We start from the raw sequence: 22,866 nt of genomic DNA on the forward strand, positions 1-22,866 counted from the left end.
TTCCACAGAAATTTCTACAGTTTCTTTAGGCAACTTCTTTACAATTTCACTAAAATATTTAGCCTGTAAAACAATACTTCCTGATTGATTCACTTCTACGATTTCTTTTCCATTCTCTTCAACTGGAATGAAAGATTCAATTGAAATATCAGCATCGCTTCCTGTTAATGTAACTCCTTCTTCTGTAGCGACAACTTTAATCCCCGTAAGGATCGGAATTGTTGTACGAGAAGAAACAGCCTTCATTACATCTTGTACACTTCTTACAAGATAGTCTTTTTGTATTGTAAAACGCATAAAGAAAAACCTCCGGTAAGTATAAGATTTTATTTAATTAATAAAGATAAAAAATAGTAGTAATAGTAATAGGGCTTGTGGATATGTGGATAACCCTGTTAAAGGATGTAAAAACAGTCTATCTACATGTGGATAGACTGTGCGTAAAACAAGGAAAGTTATTCACACTATTCAGCTACTACTTTAAAATATCGTTAATTTCTTCAACTTGCTTTTGTAATTGCGTATCCGTCTTAAGTAGCTTAGAAATTTTTTCATGAGCATGGATAACTGTTGTATGATCACGTCCACCAAATTCTTCACCTATTTTAGGTAAGGAGGAGTCTGTCAGTTCACGTGATAAATACATTGCAATTTGGCGAGGGAAGGCAACTGATTTCGTTCGCTTTTTCGCCTTGAAATCTTCCAATTTTACTTGATAAACATCTCCTACAGCTTTTTGAATATCATAAATGGAGATAATTTTTGGTTTAGAATTTGGAATAATATCTTTAAGTGCTTCGGCTGCTAAATCAGCATTAATATCTTTGTTAATTAAAGATGAATAAGCTACAACTCGGATGAGTGCACCTTCTAGTTCACGAATATTTGAATCGATTTGATTTGCAATATAAAGCATGACCTCATTTGGTATATCAAGTCCTTCAGCCTTTGCCTTTTTGCGCAAAATTGCAATCCGCGTTTCTAAATCTGGTGGCGTAATATCCGTAATGAGTCCCCATTCAAAGCGAGAACGAAGACGATCTTCTAAAGTTGGAATTTCTTTTGGTGGCCGATCACTGGAAATTACAATTTGTTTACTTTCTTCGTGTAATGCATTGAATGTATGGAAAAACTCTTCTTGAGTTTGTTCTTTTCCCGCTAAAAATTGAATATCATCTATCAATAAAACATCCACATTGCGGTATTTATTACGAAAATCGACAGCTTTATTATCACGAATAGAATTAATGAATTCATTTGTAAATTTTTCTGATGATAAATATACAACTTTGGCATTTGGGTTATGTTCAATTACATAATGACCAATTGCATGCATTAAATGGGTCTTTCCAAGTCCAACTCCCCCATAAATAAAGAGGGGATTATATGCTTTAGCTGGCGCTTCGGCTACGGCCAATGAAGCAGCGTGAGCAAAACGGTTACCAGAGCCAATAACAAACGTATCAAACGTATATTTTGGATTTAGCATACTCTGTGGTAAATGATTAGAATCATCTTGTGCTGAATTCGGTTTAGAAGGAGGAAGATCAATCTCCTCTTCGGCTTGACTTTGGGGAATAATAAAGCGAATAGCTAATTTTGCCCCTGTTAAATCATAAAGTGTTTCTGAAATTAGCTCTGAATAATGAGATTCTAGCCAATCGCGGGCGAATTCATTTGGAGCCGTAATTGTTAATACATCTTTCTTTAAATTATGTGCGGTCGTTGATTTTAACCATGTTTCATAACTTGGTTTACTGACCTTTTTTTCTAGTTCTTTTAAGGCGCTGTTCCATAAATCAGAGATGTTTTCCAAAGGTGTCCCTCCTTTACTAAGATGGTAAAAGAATAAGGTTGCGCAACAAATGTACAACCTAAATAAATATAAAATGTATATTTATACGAAACGTATTTTAAAACCTAAAAACGTCGTTTGTATATGAGATAGGGTTTTCGACAAAAAAAGCAAATGTGGATAATCATTTACCCACATGTGATTAAAACTGTCCACATGTTATACACAAATTGTGGATAAGATAATGATGTGGAAAACTTATTCAAAGTGAAAACACAACTATAATATCAAAAAAAAGTAGCTATAGCAATGAAATTAAGAAAGTTATCCACAAAATCAATACCTTGTGGAATAAACTTGTCCACAACACGATATACTGTGTAAAAGTACGAAAAGAGTTTGTGGATATAAAAAACAGAAAAAAACATTTATCCACAAGGAAATATAGCGTCTGTGAAAAAGTATGTGAATAGGTTCAAAATGAATATTTGATGAAAATTTCTAGAACCATTGACATTTTCCTAGTTGATTAACTATAATTTATAAGACTGTCTTTAACAGATATTCCTCAGGGAGGTGTCATATAATGAAAAGAACTTACCAACCAAATAAACGTAAGCGCAGCAAAGTACATGGTTTCCGCAGCCGTATGAGCACAGCGAACGGACGTAAAGTGCTAGCAGCTCGTCGTCGTAAAGGAAGAAAAGTATTATCTGCGTAGACCACTGATCGTTCAGTGGTCTTTTTTTCTAATAATAGTGAATTTCCGCTGATGAACTACAGGAGTGTCAATTGATATGAAGAAAAAACATCGTATAAAAAAGAATGATGAATTCCAGACGGTTTTTCAAAAAGGAAAATCGACTGCGAATCGTCAATTTGTTGTGTATCAACTAGATAAAGAAGAGCAGCCAAACTTTCGTATTGGCCTTTCTGTCAGCAAGAAAATAGGAAATGCAGTAGTGCGTAACCGAATTAAACGTATGATTCGCCAGTCGATCACAGAATTAAAAGATGAGATAGATTCTGGAAAAGATTTTGTTATAATAGCAAGGAAGCCTTGTGCAGAGATGACATATGAAGAAGTAAAGAAAAGCTTAATTCATGTCTTTAAACGCTCTGGTATGAAAAGAATAAAAAAGTAGCGTAAGGAAATGAATTACACTATATACATACCGATACAAGGAGGAGTAGGCTTTGAAAAAGAAATTAGGTTTACTAGCCATGGTTGTTGTATTAATGGCGATTACTGCTGGCTGTAGTGAAGTAAATCAGCCAATTACACCAAAAAGCACTGGAATTTGGAATGAATACTTCGTATACCCGCTTTCTCAGTTAATTACGTATTTTGCCAACTTATTTGGTAGTAATTACGGTTTAGCGATTGTTGTTACAACTCTTATCATTCGTTTTGCATTATTACCATTAATGATTAAACAAACGAAGAGTACGAAAGCAATGCAAGCGTTACAACCAGAAATGGTGAAGTTAAAAGAGAAATATAGCTCTAAAGATCAAGCAACGCAGCAAAAACTACAACAAGAAATGATGCAGTTGTATCAAAAAAATGGTGTAAATCCATTAGCAGGATGTTTACCAATCTTTGTTCAGATGCCTATTTTATTCGCGTTTTACCATGCGATTATGAGAACATCAGAAATTAGTAAGCATACATTCTTATGGTTCGACTTAGGACAAGCAGATCCGTTCTATATCTTACCGGTTGTTGCGGCAATTACGACATTTATTCAGCAAAAACTTGCAATGGCAGGAACTGCTGGTCAAAATCCGCAAATGGCAATGATGATTTGGTTAATGCCAATCATGATTTTAATCTTTGCAATTAACTTCCCAGCTGCATTATCACTTTACTGGGTTGTTGGTAATATCTTTGGTATCGCTCAAATGTACTTGATCAAAGGGCCGGAAATTAAGGCTAGTAAGGCAGGAGGATCAAGCAAGTGAGTATAATTACTGCTAAAGGACAAACAGTCGAGCTGGCAGTACAGGATGCTTTAAGACAATTAAATGTTTCAAAAGACCGAGTAGATATAAATATTATCGATGAGGGTAAGAGAGGGTTCTTAGGTTTATTTGGGAACCGACCTGCAGTAGTAGAAGTTGTATTGAAGAAAGATCCAATTCAAGAATGTGAAGAATATTTAAAAAATGTTATTCACGATATGGGTGTGGAAGCTGAGATTAGTAAAATTGTAAAAGGACGCGAAGTTGAATTTACAATTTACGGCGAAAATGTGGGTGTTTTGATTGGAAAAAGAGGGAATACCCTGAATTCTTTACAGTATTTAACAAAACTTGTGGCGAATCGTAATACGAAGCAGTACATTGGTATCACATTAGATGCTGAAAATTATCGTAGTAAAAGAAAAGCTACGCTAGAAGCACTTTCTTATCGATTAGCCAAACAAGTAGTAAGTACGAAAAAAAGAGTTGTATTGGAGCCTATGCCATCTTTTGAACGAAAGATTATCCACCAAGCATTATCTAATCATCAAAATATCATTACAACTTCTGAAGGAAAAGAACCACATCGACATGTTGTAATATCTTCCAAGTGACCGGTTACTCAATTGAGTGCCGGTTTTTTTGAGGGAAAAATAGGTGTGGATAACTAAAAAACACTAAACTTATCCACTGTGAATAAGTTTAGTGTTTTTTACATGAGGACATAATAAAATGAGTTATTATTCTTTTGTAGATAGGTTCGTTATGGTATTCTAATAATTTAGTGAAGAAAATAATCATGTTGAAATAGAGATAAATAAGCAAGTGAGGTGAAAGGACATGGAATTTGATACAATTGCCGCGATTTCCACAGCGCTTGGAGAGGGTGCAATTGCCATTGTTCGAGTAAGTGGGGATGATGCGGTTGAAAAGGTTAATCGTATTTTTAAAGGGAAGGATTTAACAGAGGTTCCTTCTCACACAATTCATTATGGTCATATTGTTGATTTAGATACAAATCAGGTTATTGAAGAAGTAATGGTGTCTATTATGCGTGCACCGAGGACTTTTACACGTGAAAATATAGTAGAAATTAACTGTCACGGTGGGCTTGTTTCGGTAAATAAAGTATTGCAGCTTATTTTAGCGCAAGGAGTACGATTAGCGGAGCCTGGTGAATTTACAAAACGTGCTTTTTTAAATGGCCGTATTGATTTATCACAAGCAGAAGCTGTTATGGACTTAATCCGTGCAAAAACAGATCGAGCAATGAACGTAGCGATTAATCAAATGGAAGGACGATTATCTAAATTAATCGGCCGTCTGCGTCAGGATATATTAGAAACGTTAGCTCATGTTGAGGTAAACATAGATTACCCGGAATATGATGATGTGGAAGAAATGACACATAATATTTTAATTGAGAAAGCTACACATGTTCGTGCTGAAATTGCAAAAATATTAGAAACATCAAAGCAAGGAAAGATTTTACGTGAAGGTATTGCTACTGCAATCATTGGTAGACCTAATGTTGGGAAATCATCGCTATTAAATAGTCTCGTTCAGGAGAAAAAGGCAATTGTAACTGATATTGCAGGAACAACTCGTGATGTTATTGAAGAGTACGTTAATGTGCGTGGTGTACCACTTAAACTTATAGATACGGCCGGAATTCGTGAAACAGAAGATGTTGTTGAACGAATTGGTGTAGAGCGTTCAAAAGAAATGATGAGTCAAGCTGATTTAGTGTTAGTTGTCGTTAATTATAGCGAAGCTTTAACGAATGAGGATGAAGATCTATTCCGTGCCGTACAAGGAAAAGATTTCATTGTTATTGTAAATAAGACAGATTTACCGCAAGCAATTGATATGGAACGTGTTATAGAATTAGCAGCGGGGAATCGTGTTATTACAACGTCGTTAATTGAGGAACAGGGAATAGATGAGCTTGAAACGGCAATCGCTGATTTATTCTTTGAAGGAACAATTGATTCTGCAGATGTAACATATGTTTCTAACGCGAGACATATTGGATTATTAACACAAGCAGGAAAAACAATTGGAGATGCAATTGAGGCGATAGAAAATGGTGTTCCAATTGATATGGTGCAGATTGATTTAACAAGAACGTGGGAAATACTTGGTGAAATTACTGGTGACACCGTTCATGAGAGCTTAATTGACCAGTTGTTCTCTCAATTTTGTTTAGGAAAATAATATAGTGATGTTTCAGAAAGATAGAGATTATTAGGAGGAATAAACAATGGGATACAATGCCGGTTCATACGATGTCATAGTAATCGGTGCAGGTCATGCAGGATGTGAAGCTGGTCTTGCGGCAGCACGAATGGGCTCCAAAACATTAATGTTAACAATTAACTTAGATATGGTAGCGTTTATGCCATGTAACCCTTCTGTTGGTGGACCAGCAAAAGGGATTGTTGTTCGTGAAATTGATGCATTAGGCGGAGAAATGGGACGCAACATTGATAAAACGCATATTCAAATGCGTATGTTAAATACAGGTAAAGGGCCAGCTGTACGTGCACTTCGAGCACAAGCAGATAAGTTCTCTTACCAGCATGAATTAAAGAAAACAATTGAAGAAACACCAAACTTAACGTTGTTCCAAGGAATGGTAGAACGTTTGATCGTTGAAGATGGCGAATGTAAAGGGGTAATTACGCAAGCTGGTGCTGAATATACAGCAAAAACAGTCGTAATTACGACTGGTACGTTTTTACGTGGTGAGATTATTATGGGAGATTTAAAATATTCGAGTGGTCCAAATAATCAACAACCATCTATTACTTTATCGGAACATTTAGAGGAGCTTGGATTTGATCTTGTTAGATTTAAAACAGGTACACCTCCGCGCGTAAATAGTAATACGATTGATTACAGTAAAACAGAAATTCAGCCAGGTGACGATAAGCCACGCGCTTTCTCTTTTGAAACGACAAAGTTTATTATGGATCAAATTCCATGTTGGTTAACGTATACAAGTACGGAAACACATCGTTTAATAGATGAAAACCTACATCGCTCAGCTATGTATTCTGGTATGATTAAGGGAACAGGTCCTAGATATTGTCCTTCAATTGAAGACAAAGTAGTAAGGTTTAATGATAAACCACGTCATCAAATTTTCTTAGAGCCAGAGGGACGTAACACACAAGAAGTGTACGTACAAGGTTTATCCACAAGCTTACCAGAAGACGTACAGCGTGATATGCTTAGAACAATCCCTGGTCTAGAAAATGTTGAAATGATGCGTACAGGTTATGCAATTGAATATGATGCAATTGTGCCAACGCAACTATGGCCAACACTTGAAACGAAAAAAATTAAAAATTTATATACAGCAGGACAAATTAACGGAACTTCTGGTTACGAAGAGGCAGCAGGACAAGGGCTTATGGCCGGAATTAATGCAGCATGTCGTTCTTTAGGTAAAAAAGAAGTTATTTTAGGTCGTGAGGATGCTTATATTGGTGTCTTAATTGATGATCTTGTAACGAAAGGGACGAATGAACCATATCGTTTATTAACGTCTCGTGCAGAGTATCGTCTATTATTACGCCATGATAATGCGGATCTTCGTTTAACTGAAATTGGTCATGAAATTGGATTAATTAAAGAAGAACGCTATGAGCGATTTACAAATAAAAAATTACAAATTGAACAGGAAAAGGAACGTTTAAGTAGCATTATTATTAAACCACGTCCTGAAGTTCAAGAATTAATTCGCAATATTGGTGGAAGTGAATTGAAAGATGGAATACGTGCAAGTGACTTATTACGTCGTCCAGAGATGACATATGAGCATATCCATCTTTTAGTACCAAGTGAAGTAGAATTAAGTGATGAAGTTACAGAACAAGTTGAAATTCAGATTAAGTACGAAGGATATATCGAAAAATCTTTACAGCAAGTAGAGCGTATGAAGAAGATGGAAAGTAAAAAAATTCCTGTCGATATTGATTATGATGCGATTTCTAGCCTTGCATCAGAAGCTAGACAGAAATTGAAAGATGTTCGTCCACTTTCAGTGGGGCAGGCTTCACGTATATCGGGCGTAAATCCAGCAGACATTTCCATTTTACTTGTGTATATTGAACAAGGAAAAATTGCGCGAGTATCGAACCAATAAATAGTAAGGAGATATTGTTAGATGAACATAGAACAATTTCAATCTATGCTAGAAGAGAAGGGTATCACCCTCTCTTCTAGACAGTTAGAGCAGTTCGAAATCTACTTCGAAACATTAGTAGAATGGAATGAAAAAATGAATTTAACGGCTATTACGGAAAAAGAGGAAGTATATTTAAAACACTTTTTTGATTCCATTACAGCTGCTTTTTATTACGATTTTTCAAAACCATTCTCAATTTGTGATGTTGGCGCAGGAGCTGGATTCCCAAGTATTCCTTTAAAAATCTGTTTCCCGCATTTAAAAGTGACGATTGTAGACTCATTGCAAAAACGTATTAATTTCTTAAATCATTTAGCACAAAAGTTGGAATTGAGTGACGTCGCGTTTTGTCATGATCGTGCTGAAACATTTGGAAAAAAAGAAGGTGTACGTGAAGCGTACGACATTGTAATGGCACGTGCAGTCGCACGTCTTTCAGTATTAAGTGAGCTGTGTTTACCACTTGTAAAAGTTGGGGGAACATTCATTGCAATGAAAGGTGCTGCAGCAAACGAAGAAATTGAAAATGGCAAGTATGCTTTAGAGGTGCTAGGCGGGGATTTAAAAGAAATGTCTACGTTCCAATTACCATTTGAAGAAAGTGAACGTAATATTTTATTAATCGAGAAAAAGCGCAAGACACCAAAGAAATATCCACGCAAACCGGGAACACCCAATAAATTACCTATTGAAAAATAAATCTTATTAGACGTAAGATTAAATTATATAAATGAAAACGTAAATGTTTCATAGGAAACATTTTATGGAGAATAGTCAATAGGCCTAAAGGTGGTGGAATATGTATGAAAAATACGTTTTCTCGTTTATTTGGCTTTGGAGATAAAGAGAGCGAATTCGAATTACAAGACGAAAGCCATGAAGAAATAGATAAAAAGGTATATGAAGAAATACAAGAAATTCCGATAGTAAATATTACCCCTAACCGTTATCAACCACGAACAGTTTTTGATGACGCGCGTATTGAGGAACTAGCATTAACGATTCGTACACACGGACTTATTCAGCCAATTGTTGTGAGGCAATATGAGGATGAGAAGTACGAGATTATTGCTGGAGAAAGGCGTTTCCGTGCAGCAACAAAGTTAGGGTGGGAAAAGGTTCCTGCAATTATAAAAAACTTAAATGATACAGAAACAGCTTCTGTGGCTTTAATTGAAAACTTGCAACGTGAGGAACTAACAGCAATCGAGGAAGCTGTGGCATATCAAAAGCTAATTGAGTTACATAATTTAACGCAAGAAGCATTGGCACAAAGACTCGGAAAAGGACAATCTACAATCGCAAATAAGTTGCGATTGTTAAAGTTGCCTGAAGAAATAAAAAATGCGTTATTAGAAAAAAGTATTACAGAACGCCATGCCCGTGCGCTCATCCCTTTAAAGAATGAGGAATTACAACTGAAGGTTTTACAGGAAATTGTGGAGAAACAACTGAATGTAAAGCAAACAGAGGAACGAATTGCGAAATTACTAGAGGAAGCAAAACCGAAGCGTAAGGCAAAGCAAAAAGCAGTAAGTCGAGATACGAGAATTGCCATGAATACAATTAGGCAGTCATTACAAATGGTTGCTGACAGTGGTTTAAATGTTAATTCTGAGGAAGAAGAGTTTGACGAGTACTATCAAATTACAATTCAAATTCCGAAGAAAAAATAATAATGGTGTGTTAGAGACCTGATCCTATTGGATAGGTCTCTTTTACTATATTTTCTTGTTAGATGAAGAAGGAGTTTACAAATAAATTTTGAAGTTTAATAAGGACGTAAAAGAAAAACTTTTATTTCATGTTACAATAAACGTAATTGTTACTAGAATAAGATAGAAAGGTTGAAAGTAGGTGACATCATGGGAAAAATCATTGCTATAGCCAATCAAAAGGGTGGCGTTGGAAAAACAACAACATCTGTTAATTTAGGGGCTGGATTGGCACAAGTAGGTAAAAAGGTCCTTCTTGTAGATATTGATGCTCAAGGAAATGCAACGACGGGTGTGGGAATTGAAAAATCCGAATTAGATCAATGTATTTACAATGTTCTTGTGGAAGATGCAGATGTTCAAGGGGTTATACAGAAAACCGCAACTGAAAACTTAGATGTTCTACCCGCTACAATTCAATTAGCAGGTGCTGAAATTGAATTGGTACCGACTATTTCCCGGGAAGTACGTTTGCAAAGGGCATTACAGCCAGTTCGAGATGAATATGATTATATTATTATCGACTGTCCCCCGTCCTTAGGGTTATTAACGATTAATGCATTAACTGCAGCAGATTCTGTTATTATTCCTGTTCAATGCGAATATTACGCACTAGAAGGGTTAAGTCAGCTATTAAATACAGTTCGACTTGTGCAAAAGCACTTAAATAAAAATCTAGCAATTCAAGGCGTATTGCTAACAATGTTAGATGCCCGTACAAATTTAGGGATTCAGGTTATAGATGAAGTGAAAAAATACTTTAGAGATAAAGTATACCGTTCGATTATCCCTCGTAATGTTCGTTTGAGTGAAGCACCAAGTCATGGGAAACCAATTATGCAGTATGACGCTAAATCAAGAGGGGCAGAAGTATATATAGATTTAGCAGAGGAAGTGATTGCAGGTGGCTAAAGGATTAGGAAGAGGAATCAATGTGTTTTTTCCTGATTTAGATGTGAAAGAAGAAGAGACAATTCAGGAGATTACGATAACTGAATTAAGACCGAATCCATATCAACCACGTAAACACTTTAATAAAGAGGCGATTCAGGAATTATCGGCCTCTATTAAAGAGCACGGCATATTACAACCATTAATTGCTAGAAAGAGTATTAAAGGATATGAAATTGTTGCAGGTGAAAGAAGATATCGTGCTGCTAAAGAAGCGGGACTCGAAAAAGTACCTGCCGTTGTAAGACAATTAAATGAGCAGCAAATGATGGAGTTTGCATTGCTTGAAAACTTACAACGAGAAGATTTAAATCCAATGGAAGAAGCAATGGCATATCAAATGTTAATGAATGAGCTAAATGTGACGCAAGAACAATTAGCAAAACGTCTTGGTAAGAGTAGACCTTACATTGCAAACTATACGCGATTATTAAGCCTCCCTTCTTTTGTGCAAGATATGATTGCAAACGGTCAACTTTCAATGGCTCATGGGAGAACTTTACTTACGATAAAAGATGAAGAGCAGTTGAAATCTTTACTGAAACGAATTGAAAAAGAAGGATTAAATGTTCGTCAATTAGAGAAAATTGTTCAGGAGATTAATCAACGCGTTTCACGTGAAACAAAACAAGTAAAAAAAGAGAGAAACATATTTTTCGTAGAACGCGAAACGTTCTTAAGAGAAAAGTTTGGCACAGAGGTAAAAATTAAAGAAACAAAAAAGGAAAAAGGTAAAATCGAAATTGAATTTTTCAATAAAGAAGATTTAAATCGTATTTTAGAATTATTAGCGCAGCAAAACTAAAAAGCAAACCATCTTATTATTTATAGATGGTTTGCTTTTTTTAATACAGATAATTTTTGGTCTGTTTCTTTTATGCTTTGTGCAATTACATCAGCCATTTTCATAACTAAACTTAATCTTGTATTTTGCAGGACGAAAAACTCCATAAAACCATTTAGATTTACGATGCCATGAATATGTAAATCACCAACTGCTGGTAATTTCTTGTTCATAGCAGCTCCGGGTTTACTAGGTCCCATTCCGGTAGTGATGGAACCGATACTTTGAGACTTTCCTAAACAGGCATCAACCGCAATTATAAATGAAGTAGGATTATCTTTCTGTATATTCTGAATTTTTTCCTCTAAGTTTAGCGCATGTACTGGATCATCTAGTGTGCCGAACACTTGGAAGTTTGTAATTTCTACTTGTTCTAGTTTCGTACCGACTAACGGACCGAGTGCATCTCCTGTGGAACGATCTGTTCCGATACAAACGAGAATGATTGGTATATGAGTTTTAATAGGGATATGGGAAAGTAAGAAGTTACTAATTGTCTCGGAGGCTTCTAAATCTTGGTGCATAACATTTTGAGTTTCTTTTTCGAAAAAAGGTAAGCGAAAACTTCCAATATTCATGAAGCACCCATCCTTTTAATAAATTTTCAAAATATGTTATATGGTGAGTAAAATGGAAAACTATAAGTGCGTACTTGCTGTAAAACTTAAGTGAGAACGGAAATAATAGTACTAGTATATATATATTCGTTCCATTTTATACCTGCATGGCGGTTAACAAATGGAATTAAAGACATAAAATTTTTTCAGCAATTAGGAGACTTCTGATACAATAAGAAGGATAACTAAAAAGAAATTTTGGCTGGAGAGGTAGAGGTACATGGATGTATTAACGAAGTGGTTTAATGCTACGAAACAGTATTTATTAGATGCTGATCGTTGGGCTCATATTGGAATTGCGACATTAAAAATATGTATCATTTTAACAATTGGTGCAATTGTAGTGCGAATTGCAAGAGCGGTTGTACGAAATGCGTTTCGTATGGGAAGTCGTTCTCCAATTCAAATTTCAGAACGTCGTACAGTTACAGTAGCGAAGTTACTTGAAAATATTGTGGCATACGTTGTTATGTTCATTATGTTAATTGCGATTTTAGGTGTGTTTAATATTAATGCATCAGGTTTATTAGCCGGTGCTGGGGTAATTGGTTTAGCAGTCGGATTTGGTGCTCAAAGTTTAGTGAAAGATGTTATTACAGGGTTATTTATCTTGTTAGAAGATCAATTTTCAGTTGGTGACTATGTGAAAATTGGTCAGTTTGAAGGTGTCGTTTTAGAAATTGGACTTCGTACAACGAAAGTGAAAAGTTGGACAGGTGAAATTCATACTTTACCAAACGGAAGTATTGTTCAGGTTACCAACTATTCAGTTAGTAATAGTGTAGCATTTGTTGACGTATCTATTTCGTATGAGGCTGATATAGCAAAAGCAGAGCAAGTCATTGAAGAATTATTAGAAGAATTACCTGCACAATATGAGCAAATGGTAACAACGCCTCAGTTATTAGGCGTGCAAACATTAGCTGCATCAGAAGTTATATTACGTGTTATTGCAGAAGTAGAGCCGATGCAACATGCAGTTATTGCAAGGGCACTTCGTAAAGAAATTAAAAATCGTCTAGATTTACATGGTATTGAAATTCCATATCCACGTATGGTTTTATATAATCGTGAAGAGTTAGTGAGTGGAAAAGCAATTTAATATGGAGAGGGGTTTGGAGAATGGAGCAAAAGCAGTATAACTTGTACGATGTTGTGGAAATGAAGAAAGCCCACCCATGTGGGGAGAATCGTTGGAAGATTATTCGTATGGGAATGGATATCCGCATTAAGTGCGAGGGATGTGACCATTCAGTAATGATTCCTCGAAGAGAGTTTGATCGTAAGGTGAAAAAAATACTTGTGAAGCACGAAGAATAGAGAGAAAGTAACAGTTACAGTGGGTAGCTGTTACTTTTTTTCGTTTGGAGGAAACTTGTCATTTTTTTCGTTACTATCTATAATGATGAAAGATTGAGACATAGGAGTGAAAAATATGGGATTAACGGCTGGGATTGTTGGATTACCTAACGTAGGGAAGTCCACTTTATTTAATGCAATTACACAAGCAGGAGCAGAATCTGCAAACTATCCATTCTGTACAATTGATCCAAACGTAGGAATTGTAGAAGTACCAGATGAGCGTTTAAATAAATTAACGGAATTAGTAGAACCGAAAAAAACTGTTCCGACTGTATTTGAGTTTACTGATATTGCAGGTATCGTAAAAGGTGCGAGTAAAGGTGAAGGTTTAGGAAATAAATTCTTATCTCACATTCGCCAAGTAGATGCAATTTGCCAAGTTGTTCGTTGTTTTGAAGACGAAAATATTACGCATGTTTCAGGTAAAGTAGACCCAATTGATGATATTGAAACAATCAACTTAGAGCTAATCTTAGCAGACTTAGAATCTGTTGATAAACGTATCGAACGTGTTGCGAAATTAGCAAGACAAAAGGATAAAGAAGCAGTATATGAGCATGAAATTTTAGTACGTTTAAAAGAAGCTTTTGAAGAGGGTAAACCAGCTCGTACTGTTGAATTTACAGAAGAGCAAATGAAGATTGTTAAAGGTCTTCATTTACTGACAACGAAAGAAATGTTATACGTAGCAAACGTAAGCGAGGACGATGTTATCGATCCTTCTGAAAACAAATACGTACAAATGGTAAAAGAATTTGCTGCAAATGAAAATTCTCAAGTAATCGTTGTATGTGCAAAAATCGAATCAGAAATTGCTGAGCTAGACGAGGAAGAGAAAAAAGTCTTCCTTGAAGAACTGGGCATTGAGGAATCTGGTTTAGATCAATTAATTCGTGCTGCATATGATTTATTAGGACTTGCTACTTACTTCACAGCAGGTGTGCAAGAAGTACGTGCATGGACGTTTAAACAAGGTATGAAAGCACCACAATGTGCCGGCGTAATTCATACAGACTTTGAGCGTGGATTTATTCGTGCAGAAACAGTTTCTTACGAAGACCTAATGACAAACGGTTCTATGACAGCTGCAAAAGAAGCTGGTAAAGTTCGTTTAGAAGGAAAAGAGTATATCGTAAAAGACGGAGACGTTATGCATTTCCGTTTCAACGTTTAATTTAATATTTCCTAGGAAAAATAAAGATATGAACTTGGCAAATATATTATGTGTTTGCCAAGTTTTTTATGTATGGGTGAGTTGATTCATCTAACTTACTATGATATAATCTAAACTCGTGAGTAATTACTATAAATTAATTGCTCCTTGCCCATTACGGGCCGTTTAGACCAAAAGGAGGTGAAAGTGTAATGAGAAAGTACGAAATTATGTACATCATTCGTCCTGGCGTTGAAGAAGAAGCTCAAAAAGCTTTAGTTGAACGTTTTGCAGGTGTTTTAACAAACAATGGTGCAGAAATCATTAACACGAAAGAGTGGGGTAAGCGTCGTTTAGCTTACGAAATCAACGACTTACGTGAAGGTTTCTACATGATCTTAAACGTGAATGCTAACGCAGAAGCGATTAACGAATTCGATCGTTTAGCTAAGATCAACGAAGATATCCTTCGTCATATCGTTGTTAAAGAAGAAGAAAAATAATTGATATATAAGGGAGAGTGGTTCGATTGATGAATCGTGTTATCCTCGTTGGTCGTTTAACTAAGGACCCTGACTTACGTTACACGCCCAATGGTGTTGCAGTAGCTACTTTTACGTTAGCTGTGAATCGCGCATTTGCGAATCAACAAGGTGAGCGTGAAGCTGACTTTATTAATTGTGTAATATGGCGTAAACAAGCAGAAAACGTAGCAAATTATTTGAAAAAAGGTAGCTTAGCAGGCGTAGATGGGCGTCTTCAAACTCGTAATTACGAGGGACAAGATGGTAAACGTGTATATGTAACAGAAGTTCTTGCGGAAAGCGTACAATTTTTAGAGCCGCGTAATGGCGGTGGGGAGCAACGTGGTTCATTTAATCAGCAACCATCAGGAGCTGGTTTCGGTAACCAAAGCTCTAACCCATTTGGTCAATCTAGTAATTCAGGCAACCAAGGTAACCAAGGAAACTCTGGATTTACGAAGAATGACGATCCATTTTCAAATGTAGGTCAACCGATCGACATTTCCGACGACGATTTACCGTTCTAATACAGTAAATTTGTTAGTTTTAACAAAGAATGGAGGGAAATAGACATGGCAGGACGCAAAGGTGGACGTGCGAAACGTCGTAAGGTGTGTTTCTTCACAGCTAACGGCATCACTCGCATCGATTATAAAGATGTTGATTTATTAAAACGTTTCGTTTCTGAGCGTGGTAAAATTTTACCTCGTCGTGTAACAGGAACAAGCGCAAAATACCAACGCAAACTTACAGTTGCAATTAAACGTGCTCGTCAAATGGCACTTTTACCATATGTTGGTGAATAATAGCGTATGAAATGCACAGTAGAGTCGGACTCTACTGTGCATTTTGCTATGCTTTTCTTTTTTGAAAGAGAGGTTAGATGATGAGGAATACGAAATTTATTACTGAAGGTGCGGCGTTGTTAGCAATATATGCAATGTTATTGCTTATATCTATGTATGTTCCAATTTTAGGCACAGTTGTAACGTTTGCGTTGCCGTTGCCATTTATATTGTTAACGATAAGATATAAATTATCGAATGCATTTGTAATTTTTACGGCTGCATTTTTAATTGCTGTTTTTGTAAGTCAGCCGATAGGTCTAGTAAAGACGGTCGTATTTGGGTTGATGGGTATTGTTTTAGGGTGCATGTATAAAAAACAAAGAAAGCCATTGGAGATTTTAATAACCGGTTCACTTGCATACTTAATCAGTATTATGCTAATTTATGTTGCCAGTATAAAGTTTTTTAACATAGATTTTATAAAGCAAATACAAAATATGTTTAATAAAAGCATAGTGCAAAGTGAAAAGATAGCAAGTGTTGCTGGTATGCCGATTAGTAAAGAGCAAAAAGAGTTATTTGTACAAATGAATGATATATTACAAGCGGTATTCCCGAGTATACTTGTGATGGTTTCTGTATGTCTTTCTTGGATTACCATAATAATATCAGGTAGTGCTTTAAGAAAGCTAAAGCATGATGTTATACCTTGGCCTAAGTTCAAAGATATACAATTACCAAAGAGTATTGTTTGGTATTACGTTGTATTTATTTTGCTATCAACTTTTATAAAAGTAGAACCGACATCATATTTACATATGGTATTTTCTAACCTATATGTCATATTTGCTTTACTACTCGTGCTGCAAGGTTTGACGTTTATCGCTTTTCTGGCGCATAGCAAAGGTTTTACGAAAGGGGTTCCTATTATTAGTTTTATCGCCTGCATGTTTATCCCGATGCTGTTTCCTCTTGTGACAATCTTAGGTATAATTGATTTAGGGATTTCATTGCGTTCTAAAATAGGAGGATAAAATAATATTCCTTATACTATTTTAATCTGTATTACTAACTGGAAGATAAGTTAGTTTTACTTTATAGGAGTTGTATACATGCCTGAATTTTATAAGAAACAGTGGTTTTTATATCCTGTTTACGTATTGGCATTTTTTGTGTTTGTGCTCATTTCAATCCTCTGTTATTTTCATTTACTAATGGGGATAGTCTCCTTCTTTATTTTTTGTATCGTCCTTTTTGTTGTTGTACGATTTGAACTTACTTTCCAAAAGAATTTTGAAAAACATACGACAGATATGATTACAAGGGTAAAGAAAGTGAGTAATGAGGCATTTAACCAGATGCCGATTGGTATTTTGTTATACAATAAGGATTATGGGATTGATTGGGCAAATCCTTATTTATCTTCATGTCTGGGGCAGCATGCATTAGCTGGATGGCACCTTTATGATGTATCAGAAACGTTACTTCTTTTTATTAAGGGAGAAACATCCGATGATATAGTCTCTTTAAATAATCGAAAGTTTCGTGTCTTTGTAAGGAAAGAAGAAAAGTTAATTTATTTCTTTGATGTAACAGAACAAACAGAGATTGAAAAGATGTACGAGGATCAACGTACTGTTTTAGCTGTCATTTATTTAGATAATTATGATGAAGTTACACAAGGATTAGATGATCAATTACGTACGAATATAACAAGTCTTGTGACATCCCGTCTAAATGAATGGGCCGTTAAGTATGGGGCATATTTAAAACGTGCATCTTCGGAAAGATTCTTCGTTGTACTAAATGAAAGTATTTTAGCGCAGATGGAGAAAGGGAAATTTAGTATTCTAGACCAAGTACGTGAAGAAACATCCAAAAGGAATATACCACTTACATTAAGTGTAGGTGTTGGATCAGGTGATTTACCTTTATCCGAGCTTGGGGCGATGGCTCAATCAGGTCTAGACCTTGCGCTTGGGCGTGGTGGAGATCAAGTAGCTATTAAACAAGCGACAGGTAAAGTTAAGTTTTATGGTGGTAAGACAAATCCGGTGGAAAAACGTACTCGTGTACGTGCCAGAGTGATTTCGCATGCATTAAAGGATTTAGTATTAGAAAGTAGCAATGTCATTATAATGGGGCATAGGGCTCCTGATATGGACGCAATTGGTGCTGCGATTGGTATTTTAAAGGTAGCGCAATTAAATGAGCGCAAAGGATATATTGTGCTCGATGAAAATGATTCTGATAAGGGAATTAAGCGTTTAATGGATAAAGTGAAACAAAATGAAGAGTTATGGTCTCACTTTATTACACCAGAACAAGCGATGGAATTTGCAAATGATGATTCATTACTTGTTGTTGTTGATACGCATAAGCCTTCAATGGTGATGGAAGAAAAGCTGTTACGCAAAATTGAAAATGTAGTTGTTATTGACCATCATCGCCGAGGAGAAGATTTTATTGAAGATCCATTGCTTGTTTACATGGAGCCATACGCTTCTTCCACGGCGGAACTTGTTACGGAATTACTTGAATACCAACCGAAAAATTTAAAAATGACAATGTTAGAAGCAACAGCATTATTAGCAGGTATTATTGTTGATACGAAAAGCTTTACATTCCGGACAGGTGCTCGTACGTTTGATGCTGCTTCTTATTTACGCTCACACGGTGCAGATACTGTACTTGTACAAGAGCTTTTAAAAGAAGATATGGATCAGTATTTACGGGTTGCAAAAGCTATTAAAAATGCGTACATTTATAAAAATGGAATTGCGATTGCAAAAGTTGATAGCGATGATTACTACGATCAAGTGCTTATTGCGCAATCAGCGGACACATTATTAACAATGACAGGAATTATTGCATCATTTGTTATTGCAAAACGTGGCGAGAATTTCATTGGAATTAGCGGCAGGTCTTTAGGTGAAGTGAATGTGCAGCTAATTATGGAAAACTTAGGTGGTGGCGGGCATTTAACGAATGCAGCCACACAAATGAAAAATGTTACAGTAGATGAAGCTGAGGAGAAGCTTCGATTTGTTATTGATGACTATTTACAGGGAGGCACACAATCATGAAAGTAATTTTTCTAAAAGACGTAAAAGGTAAAGGGAAAAAAGGGGAAGTAAAAAACGTACCAGATGGTTATGCAAATAACTTCTTACTAAAACAAGGATTAGCTGCTGAAGCGACGAATAGCAGTATGAAAACTTTAGAAGCTCAAAAGCGCAAAGAAGAAAAAGATGCAGCAGCAGAGCTTGAAAATGCAAAACAATTAAAAGAAACGTTAGAGAAATTAACTGTAGAATTAAAGGCTAAATCTGGAGAAGGTGGCCGTCTCTTCGGTTCAATCACAAGTAAACAAATCGTAGATGCAATGCAAAAATCTCACAATATTAAACTTGATAAGCGTAAATTTGAAATGGATGATGCAATTCGTGCCTTAGGCTATACAAACGTTACTGTGAAATTGCATCCGCAAGTAACAGCAACAGTAAAAGTTCATGTTAGTGAACAATAAAACTAAGTTAAGCAAGGAGGATTGCGTATGAGTGATGTAATGGCTGATCGTACCCCTCCGCATAATATAGAAGCTGAGCAGGCAGTCTTAGGTGCTATATTGATTGATCAGGATGCGTTAACATCGGCATCGGAACTATTAGTACCTGACTCATTTTATCGAACGAAACATCAAAAGATTTTTGAAGTCATGCTTGGGCTATCTGATAAGGGGGAGCCAATTGACTTAGTAATGATGACGTCAGCAATGGCTGATCAAGGATTACTAGAAGAAGTTGGTGGGGTTTCTTACTTAGCAGAATTAGCAGAAGTTGTTCCAACTGCTGCTAACGTAGAGTATTATGCAAGAATCATCGCTGAAAAAGCACTGTTACGTCGTTTAATTCGAACGGCGACTCATATTGTGTCTGATGGATATGAGAGAGAAGATGATGTGGATGGTCTTTTAAATGAGGCTGAGAAAAAAATATTAGAAGTATCTCATCAGACGAATGCGAAAGCATTCCAAAATATTAAAGACGTTCTTGTAGATGCTTACGATAAAATCGAACTTTTGCATAATCAAAAAGGTGAAGTGACCGGGATACCGACTGGATTTACTGAATTAGATAAGATGACGGCAGGATTCCAGCGAAATGATTTAATCATCGTGGCGGCACGTCCGTCGGTAGGTAAAACGGCATTTTCATTAAATATCGCACAAAACGTAGCAACGAAAACGGATGAAAATGTAGCGATTTTTAGTCTAGAGATGGGTGCTGATCAGCTTGTTATGCGTATGCTTTGTGCAGAAGGGAATATTGATGCACAAAGACTTCGTACCGGATCGTTAACTTCTGATGATTGGGCGAAATTAACGATGGCAATGGGTAGCCTTTCTAATGCTGGTATTTATATTGATGATACGCCGGGGATTAAAGTAAATGAGATTCGAGCAAAATGTCGTAGATTAAAACAAGAACAGGGTCTTGGTATGATCTTGATTGACTACTTACAGCTTATTCAAGGAAGTGGGAAATCAGGGGAGAACCGTCAGCAGGAAGTATCTGAGATTTCTCGTACACTAAAAGGGATTGCGCGTGAATTACAAGTTCCTGTTATTGCCTTGTCACAGTTATCTCGTGGTGTAGAATCTCGTCAAGATAAACGTCCGATGATGTCTGATATTCGTGAATCGGGAAGTATCGAGCAGGATGCCGATATCGTAGCCTTCCTATATCGTGAAGATTACTATGACCGAGAAACGGAAAATAAAAATACGATTGAAATTATTATTGCAAAGCAGCGTAATGGTCCAGTAGGCTCAGTAGAGCTCGCATTCGTTAAAGAGTTCAATAAGTTCGTTAACTTAGAACGTCGTTTCGAAGATGGACATGCGCCGCCGGCATAACGATAGTATAAAAAAGAAACGCATTTCTTATAATAAGATGTGTTTCTTTTTTTTTATAGAAAAGATAAGGCTTTCATAGTGTGAAAATATAATTCTTACGAACGAAAAAGTTTTTTGATAAAAAAATGTTCGCTTTTTGGTTGACTTCTTTTTCGGTTTTGGTACAATTATATTGTTTGAATAGATCGTTTGAAAATTGCGGAGGTGCTTTAATAATGTCTTCAGTAGTAGTTGTAGGAACACAATGGGGCGACGAAGGAAAAGGTAAAATCACTGATTTTCTTTCTGAGCATGCGGAAGTAGTTGCAAGATATCAAGGTGGAAATAACGCAGGACATACAATTGTTTTTGGCGGAGTTAAATATAAATTACACTTAATTCCATCTGGTATTTTCTATAAAGAGAAAATTTGTGTAATCGGAAACGGCTTAGTAGTAGATCCGAAAGCATTACTTGAAGAGTTAAAATACTTACACGATCGTGGTGTAAGTACTGATAATTTACGCGTAAGTAACCGTGCGCACGTTATTTTGCCTTATCACTTAAAACAAGATGAGTTAGAAGAAGCAAGTAAAGGTGATAACAAAATCGGTACAACGAAAAAAGGTATCGGTCCTGCATACATGGACAAAGCTGCTCGTATTGGTATTCGTATGGCTGATCTTTTAGACCGTGAAGCATTTAAAGAGAAGCTTGAGCGCAATTTAGCACAAAAAAATCGTTTGTTTGAAAAAATGTACGATACAGAAGGTTTCAGTGTAGAAGAAATCTTCGAAGAGTACTTCGAGTACGGACAACAAATCGCGCAATATGTGTGTGATACGTCTGTTGTATTAAATGATGCATTAGATAATAATCACCGTGTATTATTTGAAGGTGCACAAGGTGTTATGCTTGATATCGACCACGGTACGTATCCGTTCGTTACATCTTCTAACCCAATTGCTGGTGGTGTAACAGTTGGAACTGGAGTTGGCCCTGCAAAAGTTACTCGCGTTGTAGGTGTATGTAAAGCATATACAAGCCGCGTAGGTGATGGTCCGTTCCCTACTGAGCTTCATGATGAAATTGGTCATCAAATTCGTGAAGTTGGTCGTGAGTATGGAACGACAACTGGTCGTCCACGCCGCGTAGGTTGGTTTGATAGCGTTGTTGTAAGACATGCGCGTCGTGTTAGTGGTTTAACAGATTTATCATTAAACTCTATCGACGTTCTAACTGGTATTCCAACTCTTAAGATTTGTGTTGCTTACAAATACAATGGCGAAGTTATCGATGAAGTTCCAGCAAACTTAAACATTTTAGCGAAATGTGAGCCTGTATACGAAGAGCTTCCAGGTTGGACAGAAGATATTACTGGTGTAAGATCATTAGACGAACTTCCTGAGAATGCAAGAAAATACGTAGAACGTGTTTCTGAGTTAACAGGAATTCAATTATCTATGTTCTCAGTTGGACCAGATCGTAACCAAACGAATATCGTTCGTAACGTATACGAAGCTTAATTGATATTTTTAAGAAAAAACTCATGTCCGCATGAGTTTTTTCTTGTTTTTTATAAAAAATAAAAAAAGGTATTGCAAAAAATAAATAAAACATGTTATGATACATCTTGTCGTCACGAAAATATGACGTTGGTGAGTATGAGCCATTAGCTCAGTTGGTAGAGCATCTGACTTTTAATCAGAGGGTCGAAGGTTCGAGTCCTTCATGGCTCACCATTTTATTTTTCGTGGCCCGTTGGTCAAGTGGTTAAGACACCGCCCTTTCACGGCGGTAACACGGGTTCGAATCCCGTACGGGTCATGTTTTTTTATGTTCATTTTTGGTCCCGTGGTGTAGTGGTTAACATGCCTGCCTGTCACGCAGGAGATCGCCGGTTCGACCCCGGTCGGGACCGCCACTTTTGTTTATACCACCATTAGTGGTTTTATATATAGTTTTGGCTCGGTAGCTCAGTCGGTAGAGCAGAGGACTGAAAATCCTCGTGTCGGCGGTTCGATTCCGTCCCGAGCCACTCTCAGGATATTAAGTGGGCC

Annotated in this window: 23 protein-coding genes, 4 tRNA genes and 1 pseudogene; 25 read left to right on the plus strand and 3 right to left on the minus strand. The window is 36.5% G+C overall.

Annotated elements, in window-relative coordinates:
- Positions 1–297, minus strand: a pseudogene (locus tag QCI47_RS00005) (DNA polymerase III subunit beta); the annotation flags it as partial.
- A gap of 178 nt (positions 298–475) precedes the next feature.
- Positions 476–1,816, minus strand: coding sequence for a chromosomal replication initiator protein DnaA (gene dnaA / locus QCI47_RS00010; RefSeq protein WP_000428025.1), 1,341 nt, complete (start codon positions 1,814–1,816; stop codon positions 476–478).
- A gap of 565 nt (positions 1,817–2,381) precedes the next feature.
- Here dnaA and rpmH point away from each other — a divergent pair.
- The 10 genes from rpmH (at position 2,382) to spo0J (ending at position 11,426) form a co-directional block, all read left to right on the plus strand.
- Positions 2,382–2,516 (plus strand): 50S ribosomal protein L34, encoded by a 135-nt coding sequence (gene rpmH, locus QCI47_RS00015; RefSeq protein WP_000831901.1) that lies wholly within the window; start codon positions 2,382–2,384, stop codon positions 2,514–2,516.
- 76 nt (positions 2,517–2,592) lie between these two features.
- Positions 2,593–2,940, plus strand: coding sequence for a ribonuclease P protein component (gene rnpA / locus QCI47_RS00020; protein WP_000726630.1), 348 nt, complete (start codon positions 2,593–2,595; stop codon positions 2,938–2,940).
- A 52-nt stretch (positions 2,941–2,992) separates the two neighbouring features.
- Complete coding sequence (gene spoIIIJ / locus QCI47_RS00025) at positions 2,993–3,760, plus strand: YidC family membrane integrase SpoIIIJ (RefSeq protein WP_000727751.1); 768 nt, start codon at positions 2,993–2,995, stop codon at positions 3,758–3,760.
- Positions 3,757–4,374 (plus strand): RNA-binding cell elongation regulator Jag/EloR, encoded by a 618-nt coding sequence (jag, locus tag QCI47_RS00030; protein WP_000022804.1) that lies wholly within the window; start codon positions 3,757–3,759, stop codon positions 4,372–4,374. Before spoIIIJ ends, jag begins: the two co-directional genes overlap by 4 nt.
- A 226-nt stretch (positions 4,375–4,600) precedes the next feature.
- Positions 4,601–5,977 carry a tRNA uridine-5-carboxymethylaminomethyl(34) synthesis GTPase MnmE gene (mnmE, locus tag QCI47_RS00035; RefSeq protein WP_000393773.1) on the plus strand — a complete coding sequence of 459 codons (1,377 nt, stop codon included), beginning with the start codon at positions 4,601–4,603 and terminating at the stop codon, positions 5,975–5,977.
- Positions 5,978–6,023: 46 nt separating this feature from the next.
- Positions 6,024–7,913: a tRNA uridine-5-carboxymethylaminomethyl(34) synthesis enzyme MnmG gene (gene mnmG, locus QCI47_RS00040; protein ID WP_000541033.1), complete on the plus strand. Its 1,890-nt coding sequence runs from the start codon at positions 6,024–6,026 to the stop codon at positions 7,911–7,913.
- Between the two features lie 21 nt (positions 7,914–7,934).
- Positions 7,935–8,654 (plus strand): 16S rRNA (guanine(527)-N(7))-methyltransferase RsmG, encoded by a 720-nt coding sequence (gene rsmG, locus QCI47_RS00045; RefSeq protein ID WP_001019621.1) that lies wholly within the window; start codon positions 7,935–7,937, stop codon positions 8,652–8,654.
- A 104-nt stretch (positions 8,655–8,758) separates the two neighbouring features.
- Positions 8,759–9,631, plus strand: coding sequence for a nucleoid occlusion protein (gene noc, locus QCI47_RS00050; protein ID WP_000799029.1), 873 nt, complete (start codon positions 8,759–8,761; stop codon positions 9,629–9,631).
- 189 nt (positions 9,632–9,820) lie between these two features.
- Positions 9,821–10,582 carry a sporulation initiation inhibitor protein Soj gene (gene soj, locus QCI47_RS00055; protein ID WP_000516114.1) on the plus strand — a complete coding sequence of 254 codons (762 nt, stop codon included), beginning with the start codon at positions 9,821–9,823 and terminating at the stop codon, positions 10,580–10,582.
- Positions 10,575–11,426 carry a stage 0 sporulation protein Spo0J gene (gene spo0J, locus QCI47_RS00060; RefSeq protein WP_001051838.1) on the plus strand — a complete coding sequence of 284 codons (852 nt, stop codon included), beginning with the start codon at positions 10,575–10,577 and terminating at the stop codon, positions 11,424–11,426. Before soj ends, spo0J begins: the two co-directional genes overlap by 8 nt.
- A gap of 20 nt (positions 11,427–11,446) precedes the next feature.
- On the opposite strand, the gene yyaC is transcribed toward spo0J, so the two are convergent.
- Positions 11,447–12,043, minus strand: a complete 597-nt coding sequence (gene yyaC, locus QCI47_RS00065; RefSeq protein WP_001020719.1) for a spore protease YyaC — start codon at positions 12,041–12,043, stop codon at positions 11,447–11,449.
- 259 nt (positions 12,044–12,302) lie between these two features.
- Between yyaC and QCI47_RS00070 the strand changes: the two genes are divergently transcribed.
- The 15 genes from QCI47_RS00070 (at position 12,303) to QCI47_RS00140 (ending at position 22,844) form a co-directional block, all read left to right on the plus strand.
- Positions 12,303–13,184 carry a mechanosensitive ion channel family protein gene (locus tag QCI47_RS00070; RefSeq protein WP_000382911.1) on the plus strand — a complete coding sequence of 294 codons (882 nt, stop codon included), beginning with the start codon at positions 12,303–12,305 and terminating at the stop codon, positions 13,182–13,184.
- Positions 13,185–13,204: 20 nt separating this feature from the next.
- Complete coding sequence (locus tag QCI47_RS00075) at positions 13,205–13,402, plus strand: DUF951 domain-containing protein (protein WP_000436051.1); 198 nt, start codon at positions 13,205–13,207, stop codon at positions 13,400–13,402.
- A 115-nt stretch (positions 13,403–13,517) separates the two neighbouring features.
- Complete coding sequence (gene ychF, locus QCI47_RS00080) at positions 13,518–14,618, plus strand: redox-regulated ATPase YchF (protein ID WP_000524669.1); 1,101 nt, start codon at positions 13,518–13,520, stop codon at positions 14,616–14,618.
- 191 nt (positions 14,619–14,809) lie between these two features.
- A complete protein-coding gene (gene rpsF, locus QCI47_RS00085; protein WP_001233779.1) occupies positions 14,810–15,100 on the plus strand; it encodes a 30S ribosomal protein S6 in 291 nt (96 codons plus the stop codon).
- A gap of 26 nt (positions 15,101–15,126) precedes the next feature.
- Positions 15,127–15,648, plus strand: coding sequence for a single-stranded DNA-binding protein (gene ssb / locus QCI47_RS00090; RefSeq protein WP_000981967.1), 522 nt, complete (start codon positions 15,127–15,129; stop codon positions 15,646–15,648).
- Positions 15,649–15,693: 45 nt separating this feature from the next.
- Positions 15,694–15,927 (plus strand): 30S ribosomal protein S18, encoded by a 234-nt coding sequence (rpsR, locus tag QCI47_RS00095; protein ID WP_000918873.1) that lies wholly within the window; start codon positions 15,694–15,696, stop codon positions 15,925–15,927.
- A gap of 80 nt (positions 15,928–16,007) precedes the next feature.
- Positions 16,008–16,943, plus strand: coding sequence for a YybS family protein (locus QCI47_RS00100; RefSeq protein WP_139303605.1), 936 nt, complete (start codon positions 16,008–16,010; stop codon positions 16,941–16,943).
- A gap of 78 nt (positions 16,944–17,021) precedes the next feature.
- The gene (locus tag QCI47_RS00105; RefSeq protein WP_001113897.1) at positions 17,022–18,995 is read left to right on the plus strand and encodes a DHH family phosphoesterase; all 1,974 of its coding nucleotides are present in this window, start codon (positions 17,022–17,024) and stop codon (positions 18,993–18,995) included.
- Positions 18,992–19,438, plus strand: a complete 447-nt coding sequence (gene rplI / locus QCI47_RS00110; RefSeq protein WP_000864231.1) for a 50S ribosomal protein L9 — start codon at positions 18,992–18,994, stop codon at positions 19,436–19,438. Before QCI47_RS00105 ends, rplI begins: the two co-directional genes overlap by 4 nt.
- Before the next feature lie 27 nt (positions 19,439–19,465).
- Positions 19,466–20,827, plus strand: a complete 1,362-nt coding sequence (gene dnaB / locus QCI47_RS00115) for a replicative DNA helicase (RefSeq protein WP_001286244.1) — start codon at positions 19,466–19,468, stop codon at positions 20,825–20,827.
- A gap of 215 nt (positions 20,828–21,042) precedes the next feature.
- Positions 21,043–22,332 carry an adenylosuccinate synthase gene (locus QCI47_RS00120; protein ID WP_000100224.1) on the plus strand — a complete coding sequence of 430 codons (1,290 nt, stop codon included), beginning with the start codon at positions 21,043–21,045 and terminating at the stop codon, positions 22,330–22,332.
- Between the two features lie 140 nt (positions 22,333–22,472).
- Positions 22,473–22,548 (plus strand) — tRNA-Lys (locus tag QCI47_RS00125).
- Positions 22,549–22,561: 13 nt separating this feature from the next.
- Positions 22,562–22,633: transfer RNA gene (locus QCI47_RS00130), tRNA-Glu, on the plus strand.
- A gap of 21 nt (positions 22,634–22,654) precedes the next feature.
- Positions 22,655–22,730: transfer RNA gene (locus QCI47_RS00135), tRNA-Asp, on the plus strand.
- Positions 22,731–22,771: 41 nt separating this feature from the next.
- Positions 22,772–22,844: transfer RNA gene (locus QCI47_RS00140), tRNA-Phe, on the plus strand.
- The last annotated feature ends 22 nt before the right edge of the window (positions 22,845–22,866 follow it).

This window comes from Bacillus cereus group sp. RP29 (genome assembly GCF_040459765.1).
Taxonomy (GTDB): Bacteria; Bacillota; Bacilli; order Bacillales; family Bacillaceae_G; genus Bacillus_A; species Bacillus_A paranthracis.